This window comes from Microbacterium sp. NPDC057659 (genome assembly GCF_042799915.1).
Lineage (GTDB): Bacteria > Actinomycetota > Actinomycetes > Actinomycetales > Microbacteriaceae > Microbacterium.
The window spans coordinates 26,764-50,238 of the sequence record NZ_JBHVHU010000003.1 but is presented as its reverse complement, the minus strand read 5'-3'; the positions used below and the strand labels follow the sequence as shown (position 1 = coordinate 50,238).

At 69.3% G+C, this 23,475-nt stretch carries 23 protein-coding genes; 15 read left to right on the top strand and 8 right to left on the bottom strand.

Going from position 1 to position 23,475, the window contains the following annotated elements:
- Nucleotides 1-119 precede the first annotated feature (119 nt).
- A complete protein-coding gene (locus ACFVAE_RS14840; RefSeq protein WP_378893747.1) occupies nt 120-863 on the top strand; it encodes a GntR family transcriptional regulator in 744 nt (247 codons plus the stop codon).
- A gap of 6 nt (nt 864-869) precedes the next feature.
- On the opposite strand, the gene ACFVAE_RS14835 is transcribed toward ACFVAE_RS14840, so the two are convergent.
- Complete coding sequence (locus ACFVAE_RS14835) at nt 870-1,739, bottom strand: EamA family transporter (protein ID WP_378893745.1); 870 nt, start codon at nt 1,737-1,739, stop codon at nt 870-872.
- Between the two features lie 163 nt (nt 1,740-1,902).
- Nucleotides 1,903-4,251, bottom strand: a complete 2,349-nt coding sequence (locus ACFVAE_RS14830) for an arylsulfatase (RefSeq protein ID WP_378893744.1) — start codon at nt 4,249-4,251, stop codon at nt 1,903-1,905.
- A 76-nt stretch (nt 4,252-4,327) separates the two neighbouring features.
- On the opposite strand from ACFVAE_RS14830, the gene ACFVAE_RS14825 reads away from it, so the two are divergent.
- Genes ACFVAE_RS14825 through ACFVAE_RS14795 form a run of 7 tightly spaced genes read left to right on the top strand, consistent with a single transcriptional unit; the run spans nt 4,328 to nt 12,101 of the window.
- Complete coding sequence (locus ACFVAE_RS14825; RefSeq protein WP_378893742.1) at nt 4,328-5,629, top strand: M18 family aminopeptidase; 1,302 nt, start codon at nt 4,328-4,330, stop codon at nt 5,627-5,629.
- A gap of 41 nt (nt 5,630-5,670) precedes the next feature.
- Entirely contained in the window at nt 5,671-7,125 is a 1,455-nt protein-coding gene (locus tag ACFVAE_RS14820) for a purine-cytosine permease family protein (protein ID WP_378893740.1), read from the top strand.
- Entirely contained in the window at nt 7,122-7,715 is a 594-nt protein-coding gene (locus ACFVAE_RS14815; protein WP_378893738.1) for a cysteine hydrolase family protein, read from the top strand. Before ACFVAE_RS14820 ends, ACFVAE_RS14815 begins: the two co-directional genes overlap by 4 nt.
- Before the next feature lie 47 nt (nt 7,716-7,762).
- On the top strand, nt 7,763-8,635 hold the full coding sequence (gene kynA, locus ACFVAE_RS14810; protein WP_378893735.1) for a tryptophan 2,3-dioxygenase: 873 nt from the start codon (nt 7,763-7,765) through the stop codon (nt 8,633-8,635).
- Nucleotides 8,632-9,771, top strand: coding sequence for a hydrolase (locus ACFVAE_RS14805; protein ID WP_378893733.1), 1,140 nt, complete (start codon nt 8,632-8,634; stop codon nt 9,769-9,771). The genes kynA and ACFVAE_RS14805 overlap by 4 nt, the downstream gene beginning before the upstream one ends.
- A 24-nt stretch (nt 9,772-9,795) precedes the next feature.
- Nucleotides 9,796-11,073 carry a kynureninase gene (locus ACFVAE_RS14800; protein ID WP_378893730.1) on the top strand — a complete coding sequence of 426 codons (1,278 nt, stop codon included), beginning with the start codon at nt 9,796-9,798 and terminating at the stop codon, nt 11,071-11,073.
- 56 nt (nt 11,074-11,129) lie between these two features.
- Entirely contained in the window at nt 11,130-12,101 is a 972-nt protein-coding gene (locus tag ACFVAE_RS14795) for a PaaX family transcriptional regulator C-terminal domain-containing protein (RefSeq protein WP_378893728.1), read from the top strand.
- A 96-nt stretch (nt 12,102-12,197) separates the two neighbouring features.
- On the opposite strand, the gene ACFVAE_RS14790 is transcribed toward ACFVAE_RS14795, so the two are convergent.
- The gene (locus tag ACFVAE_RS14790; protein WP_378893725.1) at nt 12,198-12,680 is read right to left on the bottom strand and encodes an FBP domain-containing protein; all 483 of its coding nucleotides are present in this window, start codon (nt 12,678-12,680) and stop codon (nt 12,198-12,200) included.
- A 165-nt stretch (nt 12,681-12,845) separates the two neighbouring features.
- Here ACFVAE_RS14790 and ACFVAE_RS14785 point away from each other — a divergent pair, with 165 nt between their 5' ends.
- The 6 genes from ACFVAE_RS14785 (at nt 12,846) to ACFVAE_RS14760 (ending at nt 17,005) form a co-directional block, all read left to right on the top strand.
- Entirely contained in the window at nt 12,846-14,477 is a 1,632-nt protein-coding gene (locus ACFVAE_RS14785) for a radical SAM protein (RefSeq protein WP_378893722.1), read from the top strand.
- 23 nt (nt 14,478-14,500) lie between these two features.
- A complete protein-coding gene (locus ACFVAE_RS14780; protein WP_378893719.1) occupies nt 14,501-14,815 on the top strand; it encodes a hypothetical protein in 315 nt (104 codons plus the stop codon).
- Nucleotide 14,816: 1 nt separating this feature from the next.
- On the top strand, nt 14,817-15,623 hold the full coding sequence (locus ACFVAE_RS14775; RefSeq protein ID WP_378893717.1) for a prolipoprotein diacylglyceryl transferase: 807 nt from the start codon (nt 14,817-14,819) through the stop codon (nt 15,621-15,623).
- Nucleotides 15,620-16,069 carry a hypothetical protein gene (locus ACFVAE_RS14770; protein WP_378893715.1) on the top strand — a complete coding sequence of 150 codons (450 nt, stop codon included), beginning with the start codon at nt 15,620-15,622 and terminating at the stop codon, nt 16,067-16,069. The genes ACFVAE_RS14775 and ACFVAE_RS14770 overlap by 4 nt, the downstream gene beginning before the upstream one ends.
- Nucleotides 16,070-16,082: 13 nt before the next feature.
- On the top strand, nt 16,083-16,571 hold the full coding sequence (locus tag ACFVAE_RS14765; protein WP_378893713.1) for a hypothetical protein: 489 nt from the start codon (nt 16,083-16,085) through the stop codon (nt 16,569-16,571).
- An 86-nt stretch (nt 16,572-16,657) separates the two neighbouring features.
- A complete protein-coding gene (locus ACFVAE_RS14760; RefSeq protein ID WP_378893711.1) occupies nt 16,658-17,005 on the top strand; it encodes a hypothetical protein in 348 nt (115 codons plus the stop codon).
- A gap of 3 nt (nt 17,006-17,008) precedes the next feature.
- Here the strand turns inward: ACFVAE_RS14760 and ACFVAE_RS14755 are convergent, their stop codons facing one another.
- The 5 genes from ACFVAE_RS14755 to ACFVAE_RS14735 are packed head-to-tail and all read right to left on the bottom strand — an operon-like array spanning nt 17,009 to nt 22,548.
- Nucleotides 17,009-17,857, bottom strand: coding sequence for an alkaline phosphatase family protein (locus ACFVAE_RS14755; protein WP_378893709.1), 849 nt, complete (start codon nt 17,855-17,857; stop codon nt 17,009-17,011).
- The gene (locus ACFVAE_RS14750; RefSeq protein WP_378893706.1) at nt 17,854-19,320 is read right to left on the bottom strand and encodes a beta-N-acetylhexosaminidase; all 1,467 of its coding nucleotides are present in this window, start codon (nt 19,318-19,320) and stop codon (nt 17,854-17,856) included. The genes ACFVAE_RS14755 and ACFVAE_RS14750 overlap by 4 nt, the downstream gene beginning before the upstream one ends.
- Nucleotides 19,321-19,362: 42 nt before the next feature.
- Nucleotides 19,363-20,220 (bottom strand): carbohydrate ABC transporter permease, encoded by an 858-nt coding sequence (locus ACFVAE_RS14745; RefSeq protein WP_378893703.1) that lies wholly within the window; start codon nt 20,218-20,220, stop codon nt 19,363-19,365.
- A complete protein-coding gene (locus ACFVAE_RS14740) occupies nt 20,217-21,215 on the bottom strand; it encodes a carbohydrate ABC transporter permease (protein ID WP_378893700.1) in 999 nt (332 codons plus the stop codon). The genes ACFVAE_RS14745 and ACFVAE_RS14740 overlap by 4 nt, the downstream gene beginning before the upstream one ends.
- A gap of 43 nt (nt 21,216-21,258) precedes the next feature.
- Nucleotides 21,259-22,548, bottom strand: a complete 1,290-nt coding sequence (locus ACFVAE_RS14735) for an extracellular solute-binding protein (protein ID WP_378893697.1) — start codon at nt 22,546-22,548, stop codon at nt 21,259-21,261.
- 138 nt (nt 22,549-22,686) lie between these two features.
- On the opposite strand from ACFVAE_RS14735, the gene ACFVAE_RS14730 reads away from it, so the two are divergent.
- Nucleotides 22,687-23,436 (top strand): endonuclease/exonuclease/phosphatase family protein, encoded by a 750-nt coding sequence (locus tag ACFVAE_RS14730; protein WP_378893694.1) that lies wholly within the window; start codon nt 22,687-22,689, stop codon nt 23,434-23,436.
- Nucleotides 23,437-23,475 lie beyond the last annotated feature (39 nt).

Below are 23,475 nucleotides of genomic sequence, written 5' to 3'. Positions count from 1 at the left end.
ATGCGCGAGAAATGTACCTATCTCGGCACTGTTCGCCGGTCGTTCACCCAAGATTTCCCGGGGTGAACATCCGCAGAACAGGGCTCCTGCGCACCGACCTGCGCAAGTAGTATGCCTATGTGTCCGAAGCTGTCTACCTGCGCATCGCAGATGATCTGCGCGAGCGCATCGCCTCGGGTCAGTTGCGCCCTGGAGACGATGTGCCGACCGAGGCCGAGCTCGCCGACCGCTGGAACACCTCGCGCGGTCCGATCCGCAATGCCCTCGCCGCGCTGCGCGCCGAGGGACTCGTCGAGACCACCCGCGGACGCCCGGCCAGGGTCGTCTCGAAGAAGGCGACGCAGGCCGTGGACATGTCGGTGCCGTTCACGCGCTGGGCTCGCGATCTGGGTCTGCGACCCGGTGCGCAGACCCAGGAGGTGAGCCTGCGCCGTGCCGCTGAACTGGCCGAACCGCTCGGCGTCTCCCCCGACGATCAGATCGTCAGCGTGCTGCGGCTGCGACTGCTCGACGGGCGCCCGACCATGGTCGAGCGCCTGAACTACACCGAGGAGGTCGGGCGTCTGCTGTTCCAGACCGACCTCGATGCGGTCTCGATCACCGAATTCCTGGGCGCCAACGGGCATCCGATCGTGGGCGTGCAGCACGAGATCGATGCGATCGCCGCGGACGAGAGGGATGCCGCGCTGCTGCGCGTGCCGCAGGGGTCGCCGATCCTGCGCCTGAGCCGCGTCTCGCGCGACGCGGACGGCCGCATCTTCGAGGCATCCCAGGATCGCTACCTCGGCGACGTCGTGCGCTTCACGGTCTCGGGCTCGGGCATCTCCGCCGACGGCCAGTACCTGCGCGCGGTCGCGGGCTGAGCGGTCTCACACCGCGATCAGCGCCACGCCCGCGACCACGACGACGGAGGCGGCGATGCGCCATCCCGGCCGGCTCTCGCGCAGTACGAATGCGCCGAACAGGCTCACCAGCACGACGCTCACCTCGCGCAGCGGCGCGACCAGCGCGACAGGGGCGATCCTGATCGCCTGCAGCACGAGGATGTAGGCCAGCGGCGACAGCACGCCGAAGGCGAGGATGCGCCGCCACTGCCGCCGCCACAGCGCGCCCACCGCGTCCCATCGCCGGCCCACCGCGACGGCGACCGTGAAGAACGGGATCTCGGCCGCGGCGCAGCCGACCATGAACGCCACCGGCGACAGGTGCCAGGTGCGCAGCGCGAAGGCGTCCCAGATCGTGTACCCGGCGATCGCGACGCCGGTGAGCAGCCCGAACACGAGCGCGGGGTCCAGGCCGCGCCGGCCCTGTGACGGGCCGCGGTCGACCAGCCCGATCGCGACGACACCGGCGATCACCAGCAGCACGCCGGCCAGGGCGATGGGCCCCGGCCTCTCCCCCAGCAGCAGCATCGCGATGATCACCGAGAGGAACGGGCCGGTGCCTCGCGCAGTCGCGTAGACCGTGGAGAGGTTGCCGGCCCGGTAGCCGCGCTGCAGCACCGTCATGTAGATCACATGGAGCACGCCCGACACCCCGATGCCGAGGGCGATGCCCGCGACGTCGTCCGTGCCGAAGCCACCGGTGAGCGGGATCGCGCCCGCCCAGATCACGGTGCTCGCGACCGCGCCCCACCACAGGAACGCGACGCCGGCACGACTCACGTCGTGCGCGATGATGTTCCACGCGGCGTGCACGACGGCCGCGGCGAGCGCCAGAGCGATGGCGATACCGGACATCCGAAGACCCTTCTGCCCGCCGCGGGCGCGACGAACGGGTCCTCCAGGCTTTTGTCCGTTCAGATGACGGTCCGCCGTTGGGCGGAAGACCGTGGCGCCGCTCGGACCAGGCGGGCGGATGCCCCGGAACCCTAGGCGCTGTCGGGAACCACCCTAGCGGCTGTCACTCCCGGCGCTGCGCAGCCTTCATCTCCGTGTGGGCGACGGTCGCGTGGTCGGCGGGGCTCAGGTCGAGGGGCGCCAGGGTGATGTCGACCCGGTCGATGCGGCCGTCGAACCGGAACGGCGGCCGGTAGTCGCTGGTCACCGGCTGTCCGGTGTCCTCTCCGACGCCGAAGGTGTCGACGCCGAAGCGCGCGAACACGGTCTTGTCGGCGCGACCGGATGCGACGGTCTCGCCGTCGACGGTGAGCGTCAGGTTCGCGCCCTTGCCGATGCCACCGCCGTCGTAGTCGAACTCGAGGCCGAGCGTCGCATCGCCCGACGCCACCGGCGACGCCCCGCGCAGCGTCGTGTGCTCGCCGTAGTAGTTGTAGTCGAACGCGGGGACGCCGTCCTTGAGGTACAGCGAAATGCCACCGGCGACGCCGCCGAGCGCCATCACCACGCCGTTCGCGTTGCCGCCCGTCGAGATCCTCGCCTCGATCTTCCAGCTGCGGTTCTTCATCGACGGCGCCGCTGTCTCGGGCAGGCGTGTCGCGCCCTCGTAGAACCTGAACGACAGCGCCGCGGGGTCGGTCCCCGGCGGGGTCGGCTTGGGCAGAAGAGCACGCCCCACGCCGCGATCGTCGAGCGGGTACACGTGGTACTTCTCCGCGGCGGCGTCGAACGCGGCCTTCATCTGCTCGAGCTTCTCGGGCATGGCCTCGGCCAGGTCGTTCGCCTCGGCGAAGTCCTCGCTCAGGTGATAGAGCTCCCAGCGGTCCTGGTCCCAGTTGCCTGGAGCCACATCCTGCCGCCAGGGAAGCGTGTGCTGGGCGTTGGCCTTCCATCCGTCTTCGTAGATGGAGCGGTTGCTCATGATCTCGAAGTACTGCTCTCCGCGCCCCTGGAACGACGGGTCGGTGAGGCTGGAGAGGAAGGAGCTGCCCGCGAGCGGCAGCTGATCGATGCCGTTCACCGTCTCCGGCATGGTCACGCCGGCCGCATCGTAGAGCGTCGGCGCGATGTCGACCAGGTGCAGGAACGGATCGCGAGGCGCCGGGTCATGCTGCACCTTCGCCGGCCAGCTGACCACCATCGGGTTGCGGGATCCGCCGAGGTGGGATGCCACGGCCTTGACCCACTGGAACGGGGTGTTGCCCGCCCACGCCCATCCCATCGGATAGTGCGGCTCGGTCTCGGGACCGCCGACCTTGTCGAGGTCGGCGAGGATCTCGTCGACGGTGGGCAGGATCCCGCCGAGGTTCTTGATCTCGTCCAGCGTGCCATCCGGTCCACCTTCGGAGGAGGCGCCGTTGTCGCCCACGATGTACATCACCAGAGTGTTCTCGGCGTCCGGCAGGTCCTTGATGGCGTCGAGGAGCCGCCCGACCTCGTGGTCGGTGAACGCGAAGTAGCCCGCATAGTTCTCGAACAACGCGCAGTACACCTTCTGCTGCTCCTCGGTGAGCGAGTCCCACTCCTGCACCCAGTCCGGTCGAGGGGACATCTCGGTGTCGGGCGGGATGATGCCCATCGCCTTCTGATTCTCGAACACCTGCTCGCGATACTTCTCCCAGCCCATGTCGAAGGCGCCCTTGAACCGGTCGCGCCACTCCTTGGTGACGTGGTGCGGCGCGTGCATGGCTCCCGGCGCGAAGTACATGAAGAACGGCTTGTTCGGGGCTACCGACTTCGAGTACCGCATGCGTGAGATCGCACGGTCGGTCATGTCGGTGACCAGGTGGTACCCGTCCTCCGGTCCCTTGTCCGGCTCGACGGGGGTGGTGTTCTCGAACAGCACCGGGTAGTACTGGTGCGTCTCACCGGCGTTGAACCCGTAGAAGTACTCGAAGCCGAGGCCGGTCGGCCAGCGGTCGAAGGGGCCGGCGACGCTGGTCTCCCAGTCGGGGGTGTTGTGGTTCTTGCCGTACCACCAGGTGGAGTAGCCGTTGTCCTTGAGCACCTCGGCGACGGTGGCCGTGGTCTTCGGGATCATCGTCGTGTAGCTGGGGAACCCGGTCGACCACTCCATCAGATACCCGTTGCCGGCGTCGTGGTGGTTGCGACCGGTCAGCAGCGCAGCACGCGAGGGTCCGCACACGGCCGTGGTGTGGAACCTGTTGAACCGCAGCCCCTCACTCGCGAGCTTGTCGAGGTTCGGCGTCGGGATGAGCCCTCCGAACGTCGACGTCTGCCCGAACCCGACGTCGTCGAGCAGGATGACGACGATGTTCGGTGCCCCCTCGGGAGCGGTGGGGATCTTCGGCCAGGCCGCCGTCGACTCCTTGTACGTCTTGCCGATGACGCCTTCGAACGGCGGGAAGGGCCGGGGCAGCGAGGAAGAATCCGACGAGGATGCTGTGGTCATGGCGTTCATCGAATCACCGCGCGCTGACGGTCGGCAAGCGACACCCGGTCACGACGGTCGCGATTACGATCGAAGGATGTCCGTCTCTCCCGCCGCCCTCGCGCACGCCTCCGACCTCGCCGATTTCGTCGCCGCCTCCCCGTCGAGCTACCACGCGGCCGAAGAGGTCGCGCGCCGGCTCGAGGATGCCGGCTTCACCCGGCTGAACGAGGCGGATGCCTGGCCCGCGCAGCTCGGCGGGCGCTATGTCGTCGTGCGCGACGGCGCCGCGATCGCCTGGGTCGTCCCCGCGGATGCCTCGGCCACCACACCGGCGCACATCCTCGGCGCGCACACCGATTCGCCCGGCTTCAAGCTGAAGCCCAAGCCGACCACCGGCGCCCGCGGCTGGCTGCAGGCCGGCGTCGAGGTCTACGGCGGTCCGCTGCTGAACTCATGGCTGGACCGCGAGCTGCGCCTCGCCGGCCGTCTCGCCCTCTCCGACGGCCGCGTGGTGCTCGCCGACACCGGAGCGCTGCTGCGCCTGCCGCAGCTGGCGATCCACCTCGACCGCGGCGTCAACGACGGCCTCGCCCTCGACAAGCAGGTGAACACTCAGCCTGTGTGGGGCCTGGGCGACCCGGCGGACGCGGATCTGCTCGCCGAGCTCGCGGCATCCGCCGGCGTAGACCCCCGCGACATCCGCGGCTTCGACGCCGTCGTCGCCGACTCCGCGCGCGGCGCGGTGTTCGGCAAGGACGACGCGTTCTTCGCCAGCGGACGCCTCGACGACCTGGCATCCGTGCATGCCGGCGTGGTCGCGCTGCTCGCCGCCGCGGACCCTTCGTCAGGCTCAGGAACCGGCTCGAACATCATCCCGGTGCTCGCCGCCTTCGACCACGAGGAGCTCGGCTCCGAGTCGCGCTCCGGCGCGGCCGGCCCGTTCCTCGAGGACGTCCTGGAGCGCGTCTACGAGCAGCTCGGCGCGGATGCCGCGGACCGGCGGCGCGCGTACGCCGCCTCATGGCACCTGTCCAGCGACGTGGGGCACTCGGTGCACCCGAACTACTCGCAGCGGCACGACCCGGTGGTGCAGCCGCTGCTCGGCTCGGGCCCGATCCTGAAGATCAACGCCAACCAGCGCTATGCGACCGATGCCGTGGGCGCCGCCGCCTGGGCCTCGTGGTGCGAGGCATCCGGCGTCGCGTCGCAGGAGTTCGTGTCGAACAACGCCGTGCCCTGCGGGTCGACGATCGGGCCGATCACGGCGACGCGCCTCGGAATCCGCACGGTCGACATCGGCATCCCGATCCTGTCGATGCACTCGGCCCGCGAGCTCGCCGGCGTCAGCGACCTGCATGACCTGTCGCGCGTGGCGGAGGCGTTCTTCGCCGGCTGACGATCTGGCCGCAGGGCTCTGCGCGGTGCCAGGATGTGAGCATGACCGCAGAGAGCACCTCGACGTCGACGCTCATCGAGCGCACCGGGATCGAGATCATCCCCGAGTCCGATCGCACCGCCAAGCCGCGCGACCTCTTCTGGCCGTGGTTCGCGGCGAACGTCTCGGTGTTCGGCATGTCCTACGGCTCGTTCGTCCTGGGTTTCGGCATCTCGTTCTGGCAGGCGACGATCGTCTCGGTGATCGGCATCGTGGTGTCGTTCTTCCTGTGCGGGCTGATCGCGATCGCCGGCAAGCGGGGATCGGCGCCGACCATGGTCCTGTCCCGGGCGGCGTTCGGCGTGCACGGGCAGAAGGTGCCCGGGATCGTCTCCTGGCTGACCTCGATCGGCTGGGAGACGTTCCTCGCGATCATGGCCGTGCTCGCCACGGCGACCGTCATCACCCAGCTCGGCGGCGACGGCGACAGCGTGGCGCTGAAGATCATCGCGATCATCATCGTGGCCGCCCTCATCGTCACGGCATCCGTGCTCGGCTATCACACGATCATGAAGCTGCAGTCGGTGCTGACCTGGGTCACCGGCGTCGTCACGATCCTCTACATCATCCTCACCATCCCGCACATCGACTTCGCCGCGGCGCTGTCGAAGCCCGACGGGAACATCGGCCAGGTCATCGGCGCCCTCGTCATGGTGATGACGGGCTTCGGGCTGGGCTGGATCAACATCGCCGCTGACTGGTCGCGCTACCAGAAGCGCACCGCGTCCGACGGTGCGATCATCTTCTGGAACACGTTCGGCGGCTCGATCGCGCCGGTGATCCTGGTGGTCTTCGGTCTGCTCCTGGCCGGCTCTGACGACAAGCTGTTCCTCGCCGTGCAGAACGACCCGATCGGCGCACTCGCCACCCTGCTGCCGATCTGGGTGCTCGTTCCGTTCCTCGTCACCGCCGTGCTGGCGCTGGTCTCGGGCGCCGTGCTGGGCATCTACTCCTCCGGACTCACGCTGCTGAGCCTCGGCATCCGCATCCCGCGCCCCGCCGCAGCGGGCATCGACGGCGTCATCCTGACCGTCGTCACGATCCTCGTGGTGTTCGGCGACCAGGGCTTCCTCGGCCCGTTCCAGTCCTTCCTCATCACGCTCGGCGTGCCGTTGGCCGCCTGGGCGGGCATCCTCATCGCCGACATCCTGCGCCGTCACAAGGACTACGACGAGGACGCGCTGTTCGACGCGAAGGGGCGCTACGGCGCTTGGGACTGGACCTCCATCATCACGATGGTGATCGCATCGGTGATCGGCTGGGGCTTCGTGGTCAACGGCTTCGCCGAGGATGCTCCGTGGAACAACTGGCAGGGCTACCTGCTGCCGCTGATCGGCGGCAAGGACGGCGCGTGGGCCTACGCGAACCTCGGCGTCTTCTTCGCCCTGGTGCTCTCGTTCCTGGTGACATGGTTCGCCCGTGCCGGGAAGATCCGCCGCCAGGAGTCCGACACGTGACTTCTTCTCCGGTCGTTGAGCGAGCGCAGCGAGACGAAACGCGCGTCGGCCCCTGGCTGGTCGTCATCGACCCGCAGAACATCTTCGCCTCCCCGGACTCCGACTGGGGTTCGCCGTTCTTCGCGGACGCCTTCACCAACATCCGCCGTCTGGCAGACGCGTTCGGCGAGAACGTCCTGGTGACCAGGTGGATGCCGACGGCGGACCGGTCCACCGCCTGGGGCGACTACTTCGCGGAGTGGCCGTTCGCCGACAAGCCGGCATCCGATCCGCTCTACGACCTCGTCCCCGAGGCGCGCGGACTGTCGCCGCATCCGACGCTCGACCTGCCGACGTTCGGCAAGTGGGGGCCCGAGATCGAAGCGATCGTCGGGCGCGGAGCGCACGTCGTCCTCACCGGAGTGTCGACCGACTGCTGCGTGCTCTCCACGGCTCTCGCCGCTGCGGATGCCGGGGCGCACACGACGATCGCCGCCGACGCCTGCGCGGGCTCGACCGCGGAGAATCATGCGGCGGCGCTGCACGTGATGGGGCTGTATCCCCCGCAGCTGACGGTCTCCGACACCGCGGCGGTTCTCTCCGCCCGCTAGACATTTCATCATTGTGACGGTCGTTGCAATGATGTTATTCTCACGACATGGCTGATGAGCAGAACGAGCGCGCCCTCGAGTCGGGGATCGTCACCGATTTCAAGGATCGGATGACCTACGGGTCGTACCTCGACCTCGACCGGCTGCTCGGCGCGCAGCACCCTGTCTCGGTGCCCGAGCACCACGACGAGATGCTGTTCATCATCCAGCACCAGACCACCGAGCTGTGGCTCAAGCTGGTGCTGCGCGAGCTGCAGACCGCGCGCACCCGCCTCGCCGAGGACGACCTGCGCGCGGCGCTCAAGCACATCGCGCGCATCAAGCACATCCAGGAGGTGCTGACCCAGCAGTGGTCGGTGCTCGCCACCCTCACCCCCACCGAGTACGCCGAGTTCCGCGGCGACCTGGGCAATTCCTCCGGCTTCCAGTCCGTGCAGTACCGCGCCGTCGAGTTCGCGCTCGGCAACAAGAACGAGCGGATGCTCGCCTTGTTCCGCGACCACCCCGAGAACCTCGCCCTGCTCACCACCGAGTTCGAGCGTCCCACGCTGTACGACGAGTTCCTGCGCTACGTCGCCCGGCAGGGCCTGCCGGTGCCGGCATCCATCCTGGAGCGCGACGTGCGCCTGCCGTACCGCGAGACGCCCGAGCTGGTGCCGGTGCTGCGCGAGGTCTACGAGAACCCGAAGGAGCACTGGGAGCTCTACGAGGCCTGCGAGGAGCTCGTCGACGTCGAGGACAACTTCCAGTTCTGGCGCTTCCGGCACCTGCGCACCGTCACCCGCACGATCGGCATGAAGCGCGGCACCGGCGGCTCGACCGGGGTCGACTTCCTGCAGCGGGCGCTCTCGCTGACCTTCTTCCCCGAGCTCTACACGGTGCGCACCGAGATCGGCAAGGACGAGCGGATCGGCCTGTGATCCACGCCGTCCGCTATCACCGCGACGGCGTGTCGCACGAGGGCTCGCTCGTCTCGGATGCCGCGGGCGTTCGGCTGCGTGCTGAACCGGCACCCGCCGGATCGCCACGGCTCGACGGGATCGTCACCGGCCGGTTCACCGATCATCACGTGCATCTCCAGCTCGTCGATCCCGCGCTGCTGAAGAGTTCGCGCCTGGGTCGGGTGGTCGATCTCGGCGCCGACCTTTCCTCGATCCGCGCGCTGGCCGCGCAGGCGGACCCCGCCCTCTCCGGCATCCCTGCTCCCCCGAAGACGGTGGCCGCCGTCGCGACCGACACCGACGGGATCCCCGTGCCGGTCGTCGCCCTTGACGGCGTCGCGGACGACCCCGACCGCCCTGCACCGGCACCCGCAGTCCCCATATCGGAGCCGCCGCGTCATGCCGGACGCTGCGTGATCGACTTCGCCGGCCCGTTCCTCACCGCACCGGGCGGCTACCCCTCCGACCGCGCGTGGGCGCCGAACGGTGCGGTCGTGGAGCTCCGGGACGCCGGCCATGCCGCTGCTGTCGTGGCCGAGTTGGCCGAGGCGGGTGCCATCGCGCTGAAGGCCGTCGCGCACTCAGAGGCGGGCCCCGTGCTCGCCGACGACCTCATGCATGTGCTCGCCGCGCTGGCCGTCGAGCACCGGCTTCCGCTGATCGTGCACGCCGAGGGGCCAGGCCAGGCGCAGCGCGCAGCGGCGCTGGGAGCGACGGCGCTCGCGCACGCGCCGTTCACCGAGCGGCTGGACGACGATGAGATCACCGGGCAGGCGGCATCCGTCGCGTGGATCTCGACGATCGCCGTCCACGACGACACCCACCGCGCGATCGCGATCGACAACGTCCGCCGCTTCGCCGCGGCCGGCGGCACGCTGCTCTACGGCACCGACATGGGCAACGGGCCGACTCCGGTCGACCTGAACGCCGACGAGGTCACCGTCCTCCGCGAGGCGGGCGTCGAGGGGCCGCTACTGCTGCGTGCCCTCGCACCGCTCGATCCGCTGCTCCCCGGGGCATCGCTGCTGCTCGTGCCCGAGGACGACCCCGCATCCGCCCGTCTCCTGACCCGCACCGACCGGCCGAGCGATGTCGCCGCGCCGGCATCCGTCTGATCGAAGAGGAATCCGAGGACCGACATGACCGAATCCCCCGAGGATCTGCACCGCCGCGTCGCCGGGCTGTCCGCCCCCGACCTCGCCTCCGAGGCTGCCAGGCTCGACGCCGCCGACCCGCTCGCGCACCACCTGGCCGCCTTCGCCGACGCGCCGGGCGTGACTGCCTACCTGGACGGCAACTCGCTGGGCAGGCCGCTCGCCGACATGCCCGAGAAGGTCGCGCAGTTCATCCGCGAGGACTGGGGTACGCGACTCATCCGCTCGTGGGACGAGCAGTGGATGGAACTGCCGATGCGCCTGGGCGACCGGATCGCGTCCGTCGCGCTCGGTGCCGGCGAGGGGCAGACCGTGGTCGCCGATTCGACCAGCGTCATGCTCTACAAGCTCATCCGCGCGGCCGTCGTCGCACGCCCCGGACGCGACGAGATCGTCATCGAGGCCGGCAACTTCCCGACCGACCGGTTCATCGCCGCCGGCGTCGCGAACGAGGTCGGCGCCACGCTGCGCTGGGTGCAGCCCGACGAGATCACCGGCGTCTCTGTCGACGACGTGCGCGCCGTGGTGGGAGACCGCACCGCGCTGGTCGTGCTCAGCCACGTCGACTACCGCTCCGGCGCGCTGGCCGACATGCCGGGCATCACCGCGGCCGTGCACGACGCCGGCGCGCTCATGCTCTGGGACCTGTGCCACTCGGTCGGCGTCGTGCCGATGCAGCTCGACGCCTGGGGCGTCGACCTCGCGGTCGGTTGCACCTACAAGTACCTCAACGGCGGGCCGGGCTCCCCCGCGTTCGGGTATGTGCGCAGCGAGCTGCAGGGCTCGATCACGCAGCCCATCCACGGCTGGTGGAGCGCCGCCGACATCTTCGCGATGGGCCCCTCGTACCAGCCGGTCCCCGGCATCCGGCAGCTTCTCAGCGGCACCCCGCCGGTGATGTCGATGCTCGGGATGCAGGGCATGCTCGACCTCATCGCCGACGCCGGCATCGGTGCGGTGCGCGCGAAATCGATCTCACTGACGGACTTCGCGGTGCGCGCCTACGACGAGCTGCTCGCGCCTCTGGGCGTACGTCTGCTCTCGACGCGGGATGCCGCGGGCCGCGGCGGGCACATCACGATCGGGCATCCCGAGTTCCAGCGCGTGACGCAGGAGCTGTGGGGGCAGGGCGTCATCCCCGACTTCCGATTCCCCGACGGCATCCGCCTCGGCCTCTCGCCGCTGAGCACCTCGCACGAGGAGACGCTGCGCGGCGTCGTCGCCGTGCGCGACGCGCTGAGCACCGGCCGCCCTGCCAGTTGAGTGCGAGCGAGCGCCGTGCTGAGCGAGCGAAGCGAGTCGAAGTGACGAAACGCGTCATGGTCCCCACCCCTGACGGCACCGATCCGGCGCAGCTCGAGCCGTCCCGGTCGCGGATGGATTCTGCACGCGGGCGACGGAGCGCAGCGACGACTTCCATCCGCTCCGCGCAGGCGCAGATGGAGAACGCTGCCGCCGCGACCAGCCCAGCCGCGAATTCCACCCGCGCCGGGCATCCGCAGCCCGTGCTCGATGACATCGACGCGCGGCCCGGCAGCACGACCTCGCTGCTGCGCACGACGATCGGGCTGTACCTGCGCCGGCTCGACGGCGAGATCTCGTCGGCCGCGCTGGTGCGGCTGGCCGGCGACCTCGGCATCCTGCCCGCTCCGGCGCGCACGGCGATCGCGCGGCTCAAGCAGAAGGGGCTGCTGCTGTCGCGGCACGGCGGATACACCCTGAACCCCGCGGCGACGCGGATGCTCGAGCGCGGCGACCGCCGCATCTTCGAGGTGCGCCGGATGCAGGCCGGAGACCCGTGGTGCCTGATCTCGGCGACCATCCCCGAGGCCCGGCGAGACCTGCGGCATCAGCTGCGCCGGCGGCTGCAGTTCATCGGCGCGGGATCGGTCGCGCCGGGACTGTGGATCGTACCCGGGCATCTCGACGACGAGGTCGGACAGCTGCTCGACGAACTGGGCGCGCGGGAGTTCGCGACGCGCTTCCGCGCCCACGACCCGCGTCCGGCGGCGCCACTGCCCGAGGCCGTCGCCGGTTGGTGGGACCTGGACGCCCTCCGCGCCGAGCACCTGCGGTTCCACGCATCCGTCGACGCACTGCCGGACGAGCCCTTCGCCGCCTACGTGCGACTGATCGACAGCTGGCGGGTGCTGCCGTACGTCGATCCTGGCCTGCCTGCCGAACTGCTGCCGACGGACTGGCCGGGCGAGCGCAGCTTCGCCGCCTTCGCCGACCTGTCCGTCCGGCTCGCCGGCCCGGCGTGGGAGCACGTCAGCGCCACCGCAGTCTGATCCGTCCCTGCTCCGGTCCACTCGTTGCGAGTCCGACGGGCGGAACACTCGACGAGTGCGACCGGAGCGCGGGGCGGCAGTCAGCCCGCGGCGACCTCAGCCGAGTTCGGCGATGAATGCGGCGACGTGCTCGCGCAGGCGCAGCATCCGCATGTCGCGGGCGAGCTCTCGGTCGTAGCCCTCGTACGCGAGTGGCGGCAGTCGGCGCACGTTCGCCGAGCAGCCGAAGTTCTCGCAGACCAGGGTGCCGATCGTGTTGCCATTGCGCCCCGCGGCGCCGGCCTTGCGCGCCGAGAAGAACTGCACGTCGTTGCGGAGCGTCACGTCGTCGCACCAGGAGCACTGCGCGCGGCGCGCGACCCGGTGCTCTGCGCGCTGCATCAGCACGCCGATCGGGCGCTCGTCGATCTCGGCGATGACGTACGCCCGCTTGGGCATCTTCGGATCGAACCAGCCCAGGAAGTCCAGTTCCGCGAAGTCGATCTCGTCGAAGTCCGCGGGCAGGGACAGCGATGAGGCCTCTTTGCGGGAGGCGTTGATGAAGGAGGCGCGGATGGCGCGCTCGTCGAGGGGAAGCATGATGGTGCCTTCTGAGAGATGAGGTGAATGGGTGTGAAGGATCACCGGTGACGGGAGTTCCGCCGCCGGCTGATCGTCAGCCTCTGCCGCCGGCGCGTGATGCGCCGACGACCACCTTCAAGAAATGCACCCGCCGAGTCTACGCCTCCCCACTAGGGTGAACGCATGACGCCGACTGCCGGAACCGGGATGCCGCTGCGCGACTACCGTGTGCATCGCTATGTGAACGCGTTCTGCCCGCGGTGTCATGAGGAGAAGCCCGACCAGCCGCTCTCGGAGGTGCGCCGCCTGTCGGGCTGGCTGGCCGACCGCGACGGCACCATCTGGCTCGAGCGCGGATGCCCCGAGCACGGCCTGATCTCGACGATGTACGACGAGAACGCCGAGATCCTGCGGTATCTCGAGCAGTGGACCGCGCCGACGAAGGTGCACACCCCCGACGCCGCCGGCAACTTCAAGCCGGTTCCCCAGGCCTACGAGGACGGCCTTCCCGAGATGCAGACGCAGCACACCTGCATCCTGCTCGAGGACATCACCGACCACTGCAATCTGAAGTGCCCGACCTGCTTCGCCGAGTCCAGCCCGGCGATGGCCGCCGTGGCCCCGCTGGCGGAGGTGCTGGCATCCGTCGACGCGAAGCTCAACCGCGAGAACGACCGCATCGACGTGCTGATGCTGTCCGGCGGTGAGCCGACCCTGTACCCGTGGCTCGAGCAGCTCATCGAGCACCTGGTCGCCCGGCCGATCGTGCGTATCCTGCTGAACTCGAACGGCCTGCGCATCGCGAACGACGACGAGTTCGTCGCGTTCCTGAAGAAGCACCGCGAGCGCGTCGAGGTGTACCTGCAGTACGACGGCGAGGAAGCCGCGTCGGTCGCGTTCCACCGTGGCGCCGACATTCGTCGCTTCAAGGAGCGCGCGCTGGATCGGCTGGCGGATGCCGGTGTCTTCACCACCCTCACGATGACGGCGACCCTCGGCGTGAACGACCACGAGATCGGTGCGGTGATCCGGCGGGCGCAGGCGACGCCGTACGTCGGCGGCGTGACGATCCAGCCCGTGTTCGGATCCGGCCGCTCGGCCGGCATCGACCCGGACGACCGGCTGACGCACACCGGGGTGCTCGCGCGCCTCGGCCCGCAGACCGACGGCGACATCACCTGGCGCGACCTCACGGCGCTGCCGTGCAGCCATCCGCACTGCTGCTCAGTGGGCTACTTCCTCAAGGACGACTCGGATGAGTGGAAGTCCCTGGTCGCCCTGATCGGCCACGAGCGGCTCAAGGAGTTCCTCGACCTGAACCCCGATCTGCTCGCGAACCGCATCGCGGACTCGAACGTGAACAAGGCGATCCGCGACGTCGTGAAGAGCTCGCTGCTCGACCTTCTCAGCGAGCAGTCGTCGCTGTCGCATCCGTCGATGGGCGACATCTGGCGCGATATCTGCGTGAACTGCGATCTCGGCATCGGCACGCTCGCGACGCTCGCCGCGTCGAAGCTGCCCGGCCAGCACGGCCGCATGCGCGCGATGCTCGCCGAGCGCGTGCTGCGCATCACGGTCAAGCCGTTCATGGACATCAACACGATGATCGAGGAGCGCCTCACGCAGTGCTGCGTGCACGTGGCCACGGTGAACGAGACCACCAACGCTCATCAGTGCGCACCGTTCTGTGCCCTGCAGGCGTGGGCCCCGTTGAGCCGCACACGGATCTCGACGGCGACCGGGCGGCCTGCCGAATCCACCACCGACGTGCGCGAGACGGGCGGGCGCACTCGGCTCCCGGTTCTCGGACGCTGAGCGAGCGAAGCGAGACGAAGCGCATGACCCACGACTACAGCCACCTGAACCAGCGCGACCCATCGGTACCGGACGCGAAGCCGTTCGACCCGCTGCGCCTGTGCGTGTTCACGACGATCGCGCTGATCTCCTGCATCCTCGGCCCCGTCGCCGTACTGGCGTTCGCGCTGATCGCGATCGCCGGATACGCGAAGGCCCGCCGTGGCGGCCTGATGCGCTCGCGCTGCAAGCTCGGCGACACCCGGCTGGTGCTCGCCTACCTGTCGGTGATCGCAGTGGCCGCGGCCGTCGCGATCCCGTTCTGGGTGATGCTCTGGATGAGGATCCTGGGAGGCTGACGTGTTCCCGACCCTGCACGACATCGCGCCGTGGCTGCCCCCGCTGGGCACGCACTCGGTGTTCGTCGCGCTGGGCATGGTCGCCGCCGGCATCGTGTTCCTCATCGAGCGCCGCCGTCGCGGCGTGACCGATCCGCGTCTGGTCTACCTGGTGATGGGCGCGATGGTCGGCGCCGCCGTGATGTCGCGCCTGGGCACCTGGGCACAGCATCTCGACCCGTCGAAGAACCTCAGCCTGGGCGAGCAGCTCCTGCGCGGCAACGCCTCCGTGCTCTCGGCGATGGTCGGCGCCTGGCTGGGCGTGCACGTCGCGAAGAAGATCGTGAAGTATCCGGATCGCACCGGCGACCTGTTCGCCCCCTCCTTCGCGCTCGCGATGGTCATCGGACGGATCGGATGCCTGCTCACCGAGCGCCCCGGCACACCGACCGGCGGCGACTGGGGCATCGTGCTCGACACGGCGGCGGTCGCGCGCACCGGCTCGGTCGCCGGCGTGCCGCTGCATCCGAGCTTCGTCTACGAGATCGTGTTCCAGGCCGCGGCGTTCGCCGTGCTGTGGTTCTGGCTGCGGCACCGCCCGATCGCCGCCGGCGAGACGCTCACGATCTACATCGCCGCGTACGCGGTGTTCCGCTTCTTCGTCGAGTTCGTCCGCGGAAACGACATCGCCTGGATGGGGCTGACCCGGCCCCAGCTGTTCCTGCTGGTCACGATCCCGCTGCTCGCCGCGCGGATCGTCTGGATGCTGCGCAGCGGCCGCTTCCGCACCGCTGTGTCACCTGCTGAGGAGAGGACGGTGCCCGCATGAGCACGCCTGAGGATCCCTCGAACGCTCCGGGCGGGCAACCGCCGGAGCCACCGCAGCCACCGCAGCCGCCCTCGTGGGAGGTGCAGCCTCCGGCCGGGCCGCCCCTACCGCCGCCGGATCCGACGCCGCTGGCATCGACCGATCCCCCGGCCCCGCCGACGCCCGATCCTGCCGCGTTCCCGCCGCCGTACGACCAGCCGGTTCCGCCGCAGCAGCCGTTCCCGCAGTCCGGCTATCCGCCGCAGGTGCCCGACGGCCATCCGCCGCAGATGCCCCCGGGCTACGCCGGCGGCTATCCGCAGCCAGGCCCGCCGCCCGCACCGAGCAACGCCGGCAAGGTCGTCGGCATCACGTGCGGTTCGCTCGCAGCGCTGGGCTTCATCGGCGTCGCGGCGTTCTTCATCGTCATCATCGGCCCGTGCTTCGGGCTGTTCGGCGGGTACTGAGGGGGATGACCACGTGACCGACAAGCCCGATGAACCGAGCCAGCCCGACCAGCCCGATGACGCGCCGCAGACCGACGGAGCAGCGGCCGACGGGGAGGTGGACCTCCCTGAGCCCGAGGCTCCCGACGCAGCGGAGCGTCCTCCCACCCCCTGGGATCCTGCGCAGGGTCTCCCCTCCGCACCTCCGCCCGCGGCGTCCTCCCCAGAGCCGTACAACCCGGCCGGCACGCGGAAGCCCGGACCCGGCATGGGTGCCGGCTTCGGAATCGGGTGCGCCGCCTATGTGCTGGGCATCCCGATCATGCTCGCGTCTCTGTCGGCCACGGCCGCGGCCGGTGCCCTCGGGGTTCTCTGGCCGTTCATCGTGATCCTCGTCATCTCCGCGCTGCTGATGATCTCGGAACGGACGAGGCGCGTCGGCGCCGGCATGCTCATCGCCTCGGCGGCGGCCTGGATCATCGTCATCGGCCCCTGCATCGGTCTGCTCGGGGGTTTCGGCTGAGGTTTGTTGCGCTGCGTTTCGCCCCTGATCGCGCGTTCCAGGATGCGGACGTACTCTCGGTGAAACCGATCGTCAGGAGAATCACCGTGACCAGCCAGCCGACCCGCCTTTCGCCCCTCGAGGTGCGTGAGCGTGTCGCCTGCATGTGCGACCACGGATTCGCCTGCTCCTCCTTCGCCCCGGGGCACGCCCTGCATCTGATCCAGGCGCGCATGGCGTCGGCGACGCCGCGGGGATGGACCGACGCGATCGTTGAGGAGGCCGATCCGACCTCCGGCATCCTGTCCCTGCGCACGCTCGACGGCGACCTGCACGTGATCTGGAACGGTGCCGGAGCCGCGCTGGAGGCGCCGGCAGGCAGCCCGGTCGCGCTGCACCGCGACTACGGCGTGCTGGCCTACGGACGCGTGCAGTTCAACGTCGCGACCGTCTGACGTTCAGGCGCCGAACGGGCGCCCGTCCACGCGGTCGGCGTCGTAGGCGACCTCGACCGCGCTGAGCACCTGTGCGAACACGTCGGCGTGATCGACGCCGACCCCGGATGCCGCGGTGATGCCGGGGCCCTCCGCGCCGATCCACGCGATCCGCTCCGCATCGGTGTCACCGCCGTGATGCCCCTCGTCACGGTGCCCGTGGTCGGTGAGCACGATGATCGTCCAGTCCTCGTCGGCGCGCCCGGGACGGGCGTCGATCGCCGCGCGCAGCACGCCCAGCTGACTGTCGCAGGTCTCGATCGCGGTGCGGTAGCGCGGCGTCACACCCTCGGCGTGCCCCACGGCATCCGGCAGCACGAAGTACGCGAACACGATCGCGTGATCGGCGGCGAGCAGCTCCTGAGCCGCTCGACCGCACACCGCCTCGTCGATCGCGGCGATGCCTTCCAGCGAGTCCAGCTGCCCGACGGGCGGTCGGTGGCCGCCGGCGAAGAGAGGCCCGCCGGACATCGTCGTGAACAGCGGCGCCCACTCCCCCGCGGCGAACACGGTGGCGCTCGGGCGCGCGTTCCGGAACACCGTGAGGAAGTCAGGATGCTCGGCGAAGCGATTCGGGGTGAAGTCGTTGTCGACCACACCGTGCCGGTCGCTGTGCACGCCGGTCGCCATGGTCGACCACACCGGCCCCGAGATCGTCGGGTCCTTCTCGTGCACCTGCACCGGGACCAGGAACCCCCGACCGCCGAGCGCATCGAGATACGGAGTCGCGGCCCCTCGCCGCTCGTCGTCGCGCACCCCGTCCCAGCCGACGACGAGCACGTGCGAGCTGCGCGGCCCAGCGGGTTCGCTCACTCGGCCGGCTCGACCGGGTGCTGCTGAATGCCAGCTCCGGCCGGCCCCTGACGGATGCCCAGCCGCTCGAGCACGGGCGCGATGACTGCGGCCCTGGCCTCGAACTCGGGCCACGAAGAGGACTCCGCCGACCAGGCCTTCTCCGCGACTGCGAGCAGACGCGGGAACAGCATGCCCTCGATGTCCTGCTCGGTGATCACGGTCTCGGTCCAGAGCGGCGCCTCGACGCCGAGGATCGCCTCGGCGGGGACGCCGTCCAGCACATCGGCCGGGTCCCAGGAGTAGGCCTGCTCGAGAGAGATCGCCGGCGCGGACCAGGTCAGGCCGACCGGATGCTCCGCCGTGGGCTTCATGTCGAGGTAGACCAGGTCCGAGGGCGACAGGATCACCCCGCCGAGCGCGCCGAACGTGCGCGCGTTGCGCTGCGACTCGGGCTCGACGCTGCGGCCCCAGTACTGGCCGACCGTGCCGGGCTCGAGGTCTTCGCCCTTGCCGGCCTCATGCCAGGCGATCGGCGTCTTGCCCTGCGCGGCGACCGCCCGAGTGGCACGCGCGAGGAAAGCGACGAACTGCGCCGCATCGGTCGCGAACGCCTCGTCCCCTCCGACGTGCACGTACTCGCCCGGCGTCTCCGCGGCGACCCGCGCGATCACCGTCTCGACGAAGCGATCGGTCTCCGCGGCGGTGAGGTCCAGCGTCGAGAACCCGACCTCCGTGCCCGTGTACGGCTCGGGGACGACGCCCGCCGGCGCGAGATCCGGGTATGCCACGAGTGCGGCGTTCGTGTGACCGGGCAGGTCGATCTCCGGCACGATCACGACGTGGTGCCGCTGGGCGTGGGCGACGATGCGGCGGTAGTCCTCGATCGTGAATGCCCCACCCGCTCCGCCGCCGACCTGGGTCGCCGCGCCGGAGCGCGTGAGTTCGGGCAGCTCGGGGATCTCGATCCGCCAGCCCTGGTCGTCGGTGAGGTGCAGGTGCAGCCGGTTGAACTTCAGCGCGGCGATGCGCTCGATGAGCCGCAGCACGACGTCGGCGTCGAAGAAGTGTCGTGAGACGTCGAGCATCACGCCGCGGTACCCGTACCGCGGCGCGTCCTCGACACGGAGTGCGGGGATCTCTCCGGCATCCGCCTGCACGAGCAGCTGGAACAGGGTCTGCAGACCGTTGTGCGCGCCCTCGGCGTCTCCGCCGGCGATGACGATGCCGGCATCCGCCGTCAGCGTGTACCCGCCGGGGGCCGGCCCGTCAGCGATCTCGATGACGATGTCGCCGACCCGCGCCCCGCCCTCCGCCGTCACGACGTCCAGACCGGTCGCGGCACGGATCACGCTCTGCGCCGCCTCGCCGGACTCCGCAGAGAAGGAGATGATCCGCGATGTCGCGGTCACCGTGGTCGGGGCGCCGTCGGTGCTCTCGATCATGGTCGGCGCTGGGATCAGGCCGGGCCGGGTGTCGGTCATTCTGTCGTCTCTCTTCGTCGTCGAGGCTTGTGGGAGGGGCCGTCAGCCCTTGACCGCGCCGGCCGTCATCCCGGTCACCAGCTTGCGCTGCACGATCAGGAAGAACACGATCACGGGCACCGAGAACACCAGCGAGGCCGCCATCTGGGAACCGTAGTCGGTGCCGGTCAGCGGCGAGCTGAATGACGCCAGCCACACCGGCAATGTGTACATCGACTGGTCCTTCATGAACGTGTACGCGTAGATGTAGTCGTTCCACGCGGCCGAGAAGGCGAAGACGCTGCTCGCGATCAGCCCGGGCACCATCAGCGGGAAGAGCACCGACCAGAGGATGCGCCACGTCGACGCGCCGTCCATCTGTGCGGCCTCCTCGAGCTCCACGGGAATGTTCATGAAGAAGCCGCGCAGCACCCAGATCGAGAACGGCAGCGCTGTGGCGATGTACGCGAGGATGAGCCCGCCGTACGTGCCGACCAGCCCCAGGTCGTTGTAGATGAGGAACGTCGGGATCAGCAGTGCGGTCGAGGGCAGCATCTGCACGACCAGGATCGCGATCATCATCCCGCGGCGACCGCGGAACCGGAATCGAGTCAGGGCGGCCGCGGCGAAGAACGCGATCAGCACCGAGAAGAACACCGCGGCGACCACCACGATCACGCTGTTGCGAAGGTTCACGAGGAACGTGGTCCCGACGAGTGCGGTCACGAAGTTCTGCAGGTCGATCGAGGTGGGCAGGAACACCGGAGGGGTCGTCATCACCTCGGAGCGCGGCTTGATCGCGGTGATGACCATCCAGTACACCGGGAAGACCCAGACGACGGCGAAGATCCCGCCGACGATGTTGATGCCCCAGCGCACCTTGCGGCGGCGGCGCGGTCGCGAGACGGTCTGGTCGGTCACAGGTCCTCCCCGGAGCGGATCAGGTTGCGGATGTAGAGCGCGCTGAACAGCATCAGCAGCACGGATGTCACGATCGCCGCGGCCGAGCCTCGGCCGATGTCCATGCCGACGAACGCCATCTTGTAGGAGTAGATGCCGAGCGTGGTCGTCGCACCATCGGGGCCACCCTGCGAGACCAGCCAGATCTGGTTGAAGACGTTGAAGTCCCAGATGATCGAGAGCACGGTCATCAGCAGCAGAGTGGGCTTGAGGAACGGCACGACGACGTTCCAGTAGATGCGCCATTCGCCGGCACCGTCCAGGCGGGCGGCCTCGGCGTAGTCGGGCGACATCTGTGACTGCGCCGCGTAGAGCGTGACCGCGATGAAGGGCACGGCCTGCCAGACCACGAGCATCCAGATGCAGAAGAACGCGAGCGACGGATCCTGAGCCCAGTTGACGTTGGTCACGTCACCGAAGATCCGCAGCTTCGTGAGCAGCCAGTTGACCACTCCGTAGCCGGGCTGGAACAGCCACAGCCAGACCTGAGAGGAGGCCACGTTGGGCATCTCCCACGCCATGATCAGCACGATCGTGACGATGTAGCGCATGACTGTGCCGAGTCGGGTGAGCATGTTCGCCACGCCCATGCCGATCACGACGCTGCCTGCGACCATCGCCGCGGTGAACAGCAGCGTGCGCACCAGCGCCCACCAGAACTCCGGGTCGCTGAGGAGCCGGGTGTATTGGGCGAATCCGACCATGTCGAACTGGCCGGTGAACAGCGTGGACTGGTCGAAGTCGGTGAACGAGGTGAAGACCAGGAAGCCGATGGGCGTGGCGATCAGGGCGATCACCACGAGTCCGGCGGGTGTGAGCAGCCAGAACGGCGCCCCGCGCGACTTCATCCCGGTCGTCGCCTGCACACGCCGCGGGCGCTGTGGACGCCGCGGGCGCCGGGTGGTCCCGGTGCCCGCAGCATCCACTGAGGATGCGGGTTGGGTCATGACGGTCATGCGGTCCCCTCGATCTCCGATTCCTCAGCCGTGCCGCGGTCTGTCACTTGCCGTTGAGCACCTGTTCGAGGCGCGCGTCGAACTGCTTCGACGCGTCCCCGATGCTCTTCGAGCCGACGGCGATGGTCTGGAAGAACTGCTCAGTGGCGTTCTCGCCCTCGAACGCTGCCCAGCGGGTCGCCGGGGGCGTGGAGCGCGAACGCAGAGCGGCGTCGAAGAAACCGGTCTGGATCTCGGGCAGGCCCTTCTCCTTGACGGCTTCGATGGCCTCTTGGCTGTTCGGGATCCACTTGTCCTTGCCGTAGATGAAGTCGACCGCGATGTCCTTGCTCGTCGCGATCTTGATCCACTCGCGAGCGAGCTCCTGGTTCTTGCTCTTCGACGCGATCGACCAGTCGCTGCCGCCCAGCAGCACCGGCTGGTTCTCGCCGGAGGCGCCCGGCATGGCGAAGGTGCCGACGTTGTCGGCGTTCAGTTCGGGGTTGATCTTCTCGATCGGCGTCAAGGCGGCGCCGATGCCGATGATCGCCGCGGCGTGGCCGTCCGCGAAGATCTGGTTCTGCTCTGGCTTGTCCGTCGCGAGGGTGCGGGAGCCCTTCGCCGAGTAGGTGTTCTGGAAGTCCTGGAACTCCTTCAGACCCGCCTGACTCGTCGGGCTGGACGTTTCGCCCTTCCAGGCGCCTTCCTTTCCTGTCGCGATCTCGCCACCGGCATCCCAGATGAACTGGTAGCCGACGAAGTCGGACTGTCCGGGCAGGTACAGCGGCGAGAAGTTCGGGTCGGGGTTCTTCGCGCGCAGCGCGTCGAGGTCCTTCTTCAGCTCGTCGTAGGTGGTGGGCGCTGCCGTGATGCCGGCCTCCGCCCACATCTTCTTGTTGTAGATCACCGCGCGGGCGCCGGCGTACGCCGGGACGCCGTAGAGCTTGCCGTCGATGGTGGCGGGCTCTTCGAGACCCGCCAGCCAGGTCTGGCCCTGGCGCAGGTCGTCGGAGTACTCACTGAGGTCGACGATCGCGCCGCTCGCCGCGTAGGTCGGCACCAGCGTCGTGCCGATGTCGAGGGCATCCGGCGGCGTGCTGCCCGCCAGCGCCGTCGTGATCTTCGTCGTGATGTCGTCCCAGGTCTGCGCCTGCACGTCGACCTTCGCGCCGGTCTCCTTCTCGAACCTGTCGTTGATCGCCGCCAGGGTCTCGTCGGTGAACTCGCCCTGCATGACCCAGACCGTGATCTTGTCGCTGCCGGACCCCGACGACGAACCGCTGCCGCATGCGCTCAACGGAAGAAGCGCTGCCACCGCGATCGCCCCGATCGCCATTGCATACTTGCGTCGCACTCTGTCTCCTTTGCTCATCGTGCTCGCGGCACCTCGCCGCATCATCGACTGCGGTGTACGTTATCTTAACCGGTTCAGATGCGCCACTCGATGCAGCCGGACCACCACCGCTGACCTCTGAGGAGGAGGATTTTCGGTATGTCCACGACAGTTCCGCGCACGGTGCGGGTCGCGACGTTCAACATCCATCACGGAGCCGATCCTGCCGGCGTCGTGGACCTGGAGCGCACCGCACGGGCGATCGAAGAGCTCGACGCGGACGTCGTGCTGCTCCAGGAGGTCGACCGGAACTGGCAGCGCAGCGGCGGTGCGGATCAGGCGACCACCCTCGCCGAGCGTCTCGGCAGGCATCACGCCTTCGGCGCGGCGCTCGAGCTGCCCGCCGAGCAGCGCGGCACGGGCGCCAGGGAGTACGGGCAGCTGATCCTGTCCCGGCATCCGTTCTCCGCCGTGGGCCGGATGCCACTACCCAGCCAGGGGCGGAGCGAGCCGCGGATGCTGCTGCGCGCCGACATCGAGATCAACGGCACGGTCACGACCTTCGCCGTCGCGCACCTGGATGACGCCGATGCCGGCGCCCGACTCCGGCAGGGAGAGGCAGTGCTCCGAGCACTCACCGGCGTCGAGTCCGTCGTGTTCGGCGGCGATCTGAACGAGGATGCCGAAGGCTCCGCGCACCGGCTGCTGACATCCGTCTGGACCGACGCCTGGCGAGCCGGCGGCGACGGACCGGGGACGACGTTCCTCGGCGATGACGCCGACCCCGAGCCCGCGCGGCTCGACCACCTGTTCTGCTCGACAGCGCTGCGCTGCACCTCGGCGCGGGTCGCCGTCAGCGCCACCGGGGTCTCCGATCACCTTCCCCTCGTCGCGGACTTCACCCGGTGATCGCGCAGGACGGCGGGTGCCGTATGGTGACTTCACAGT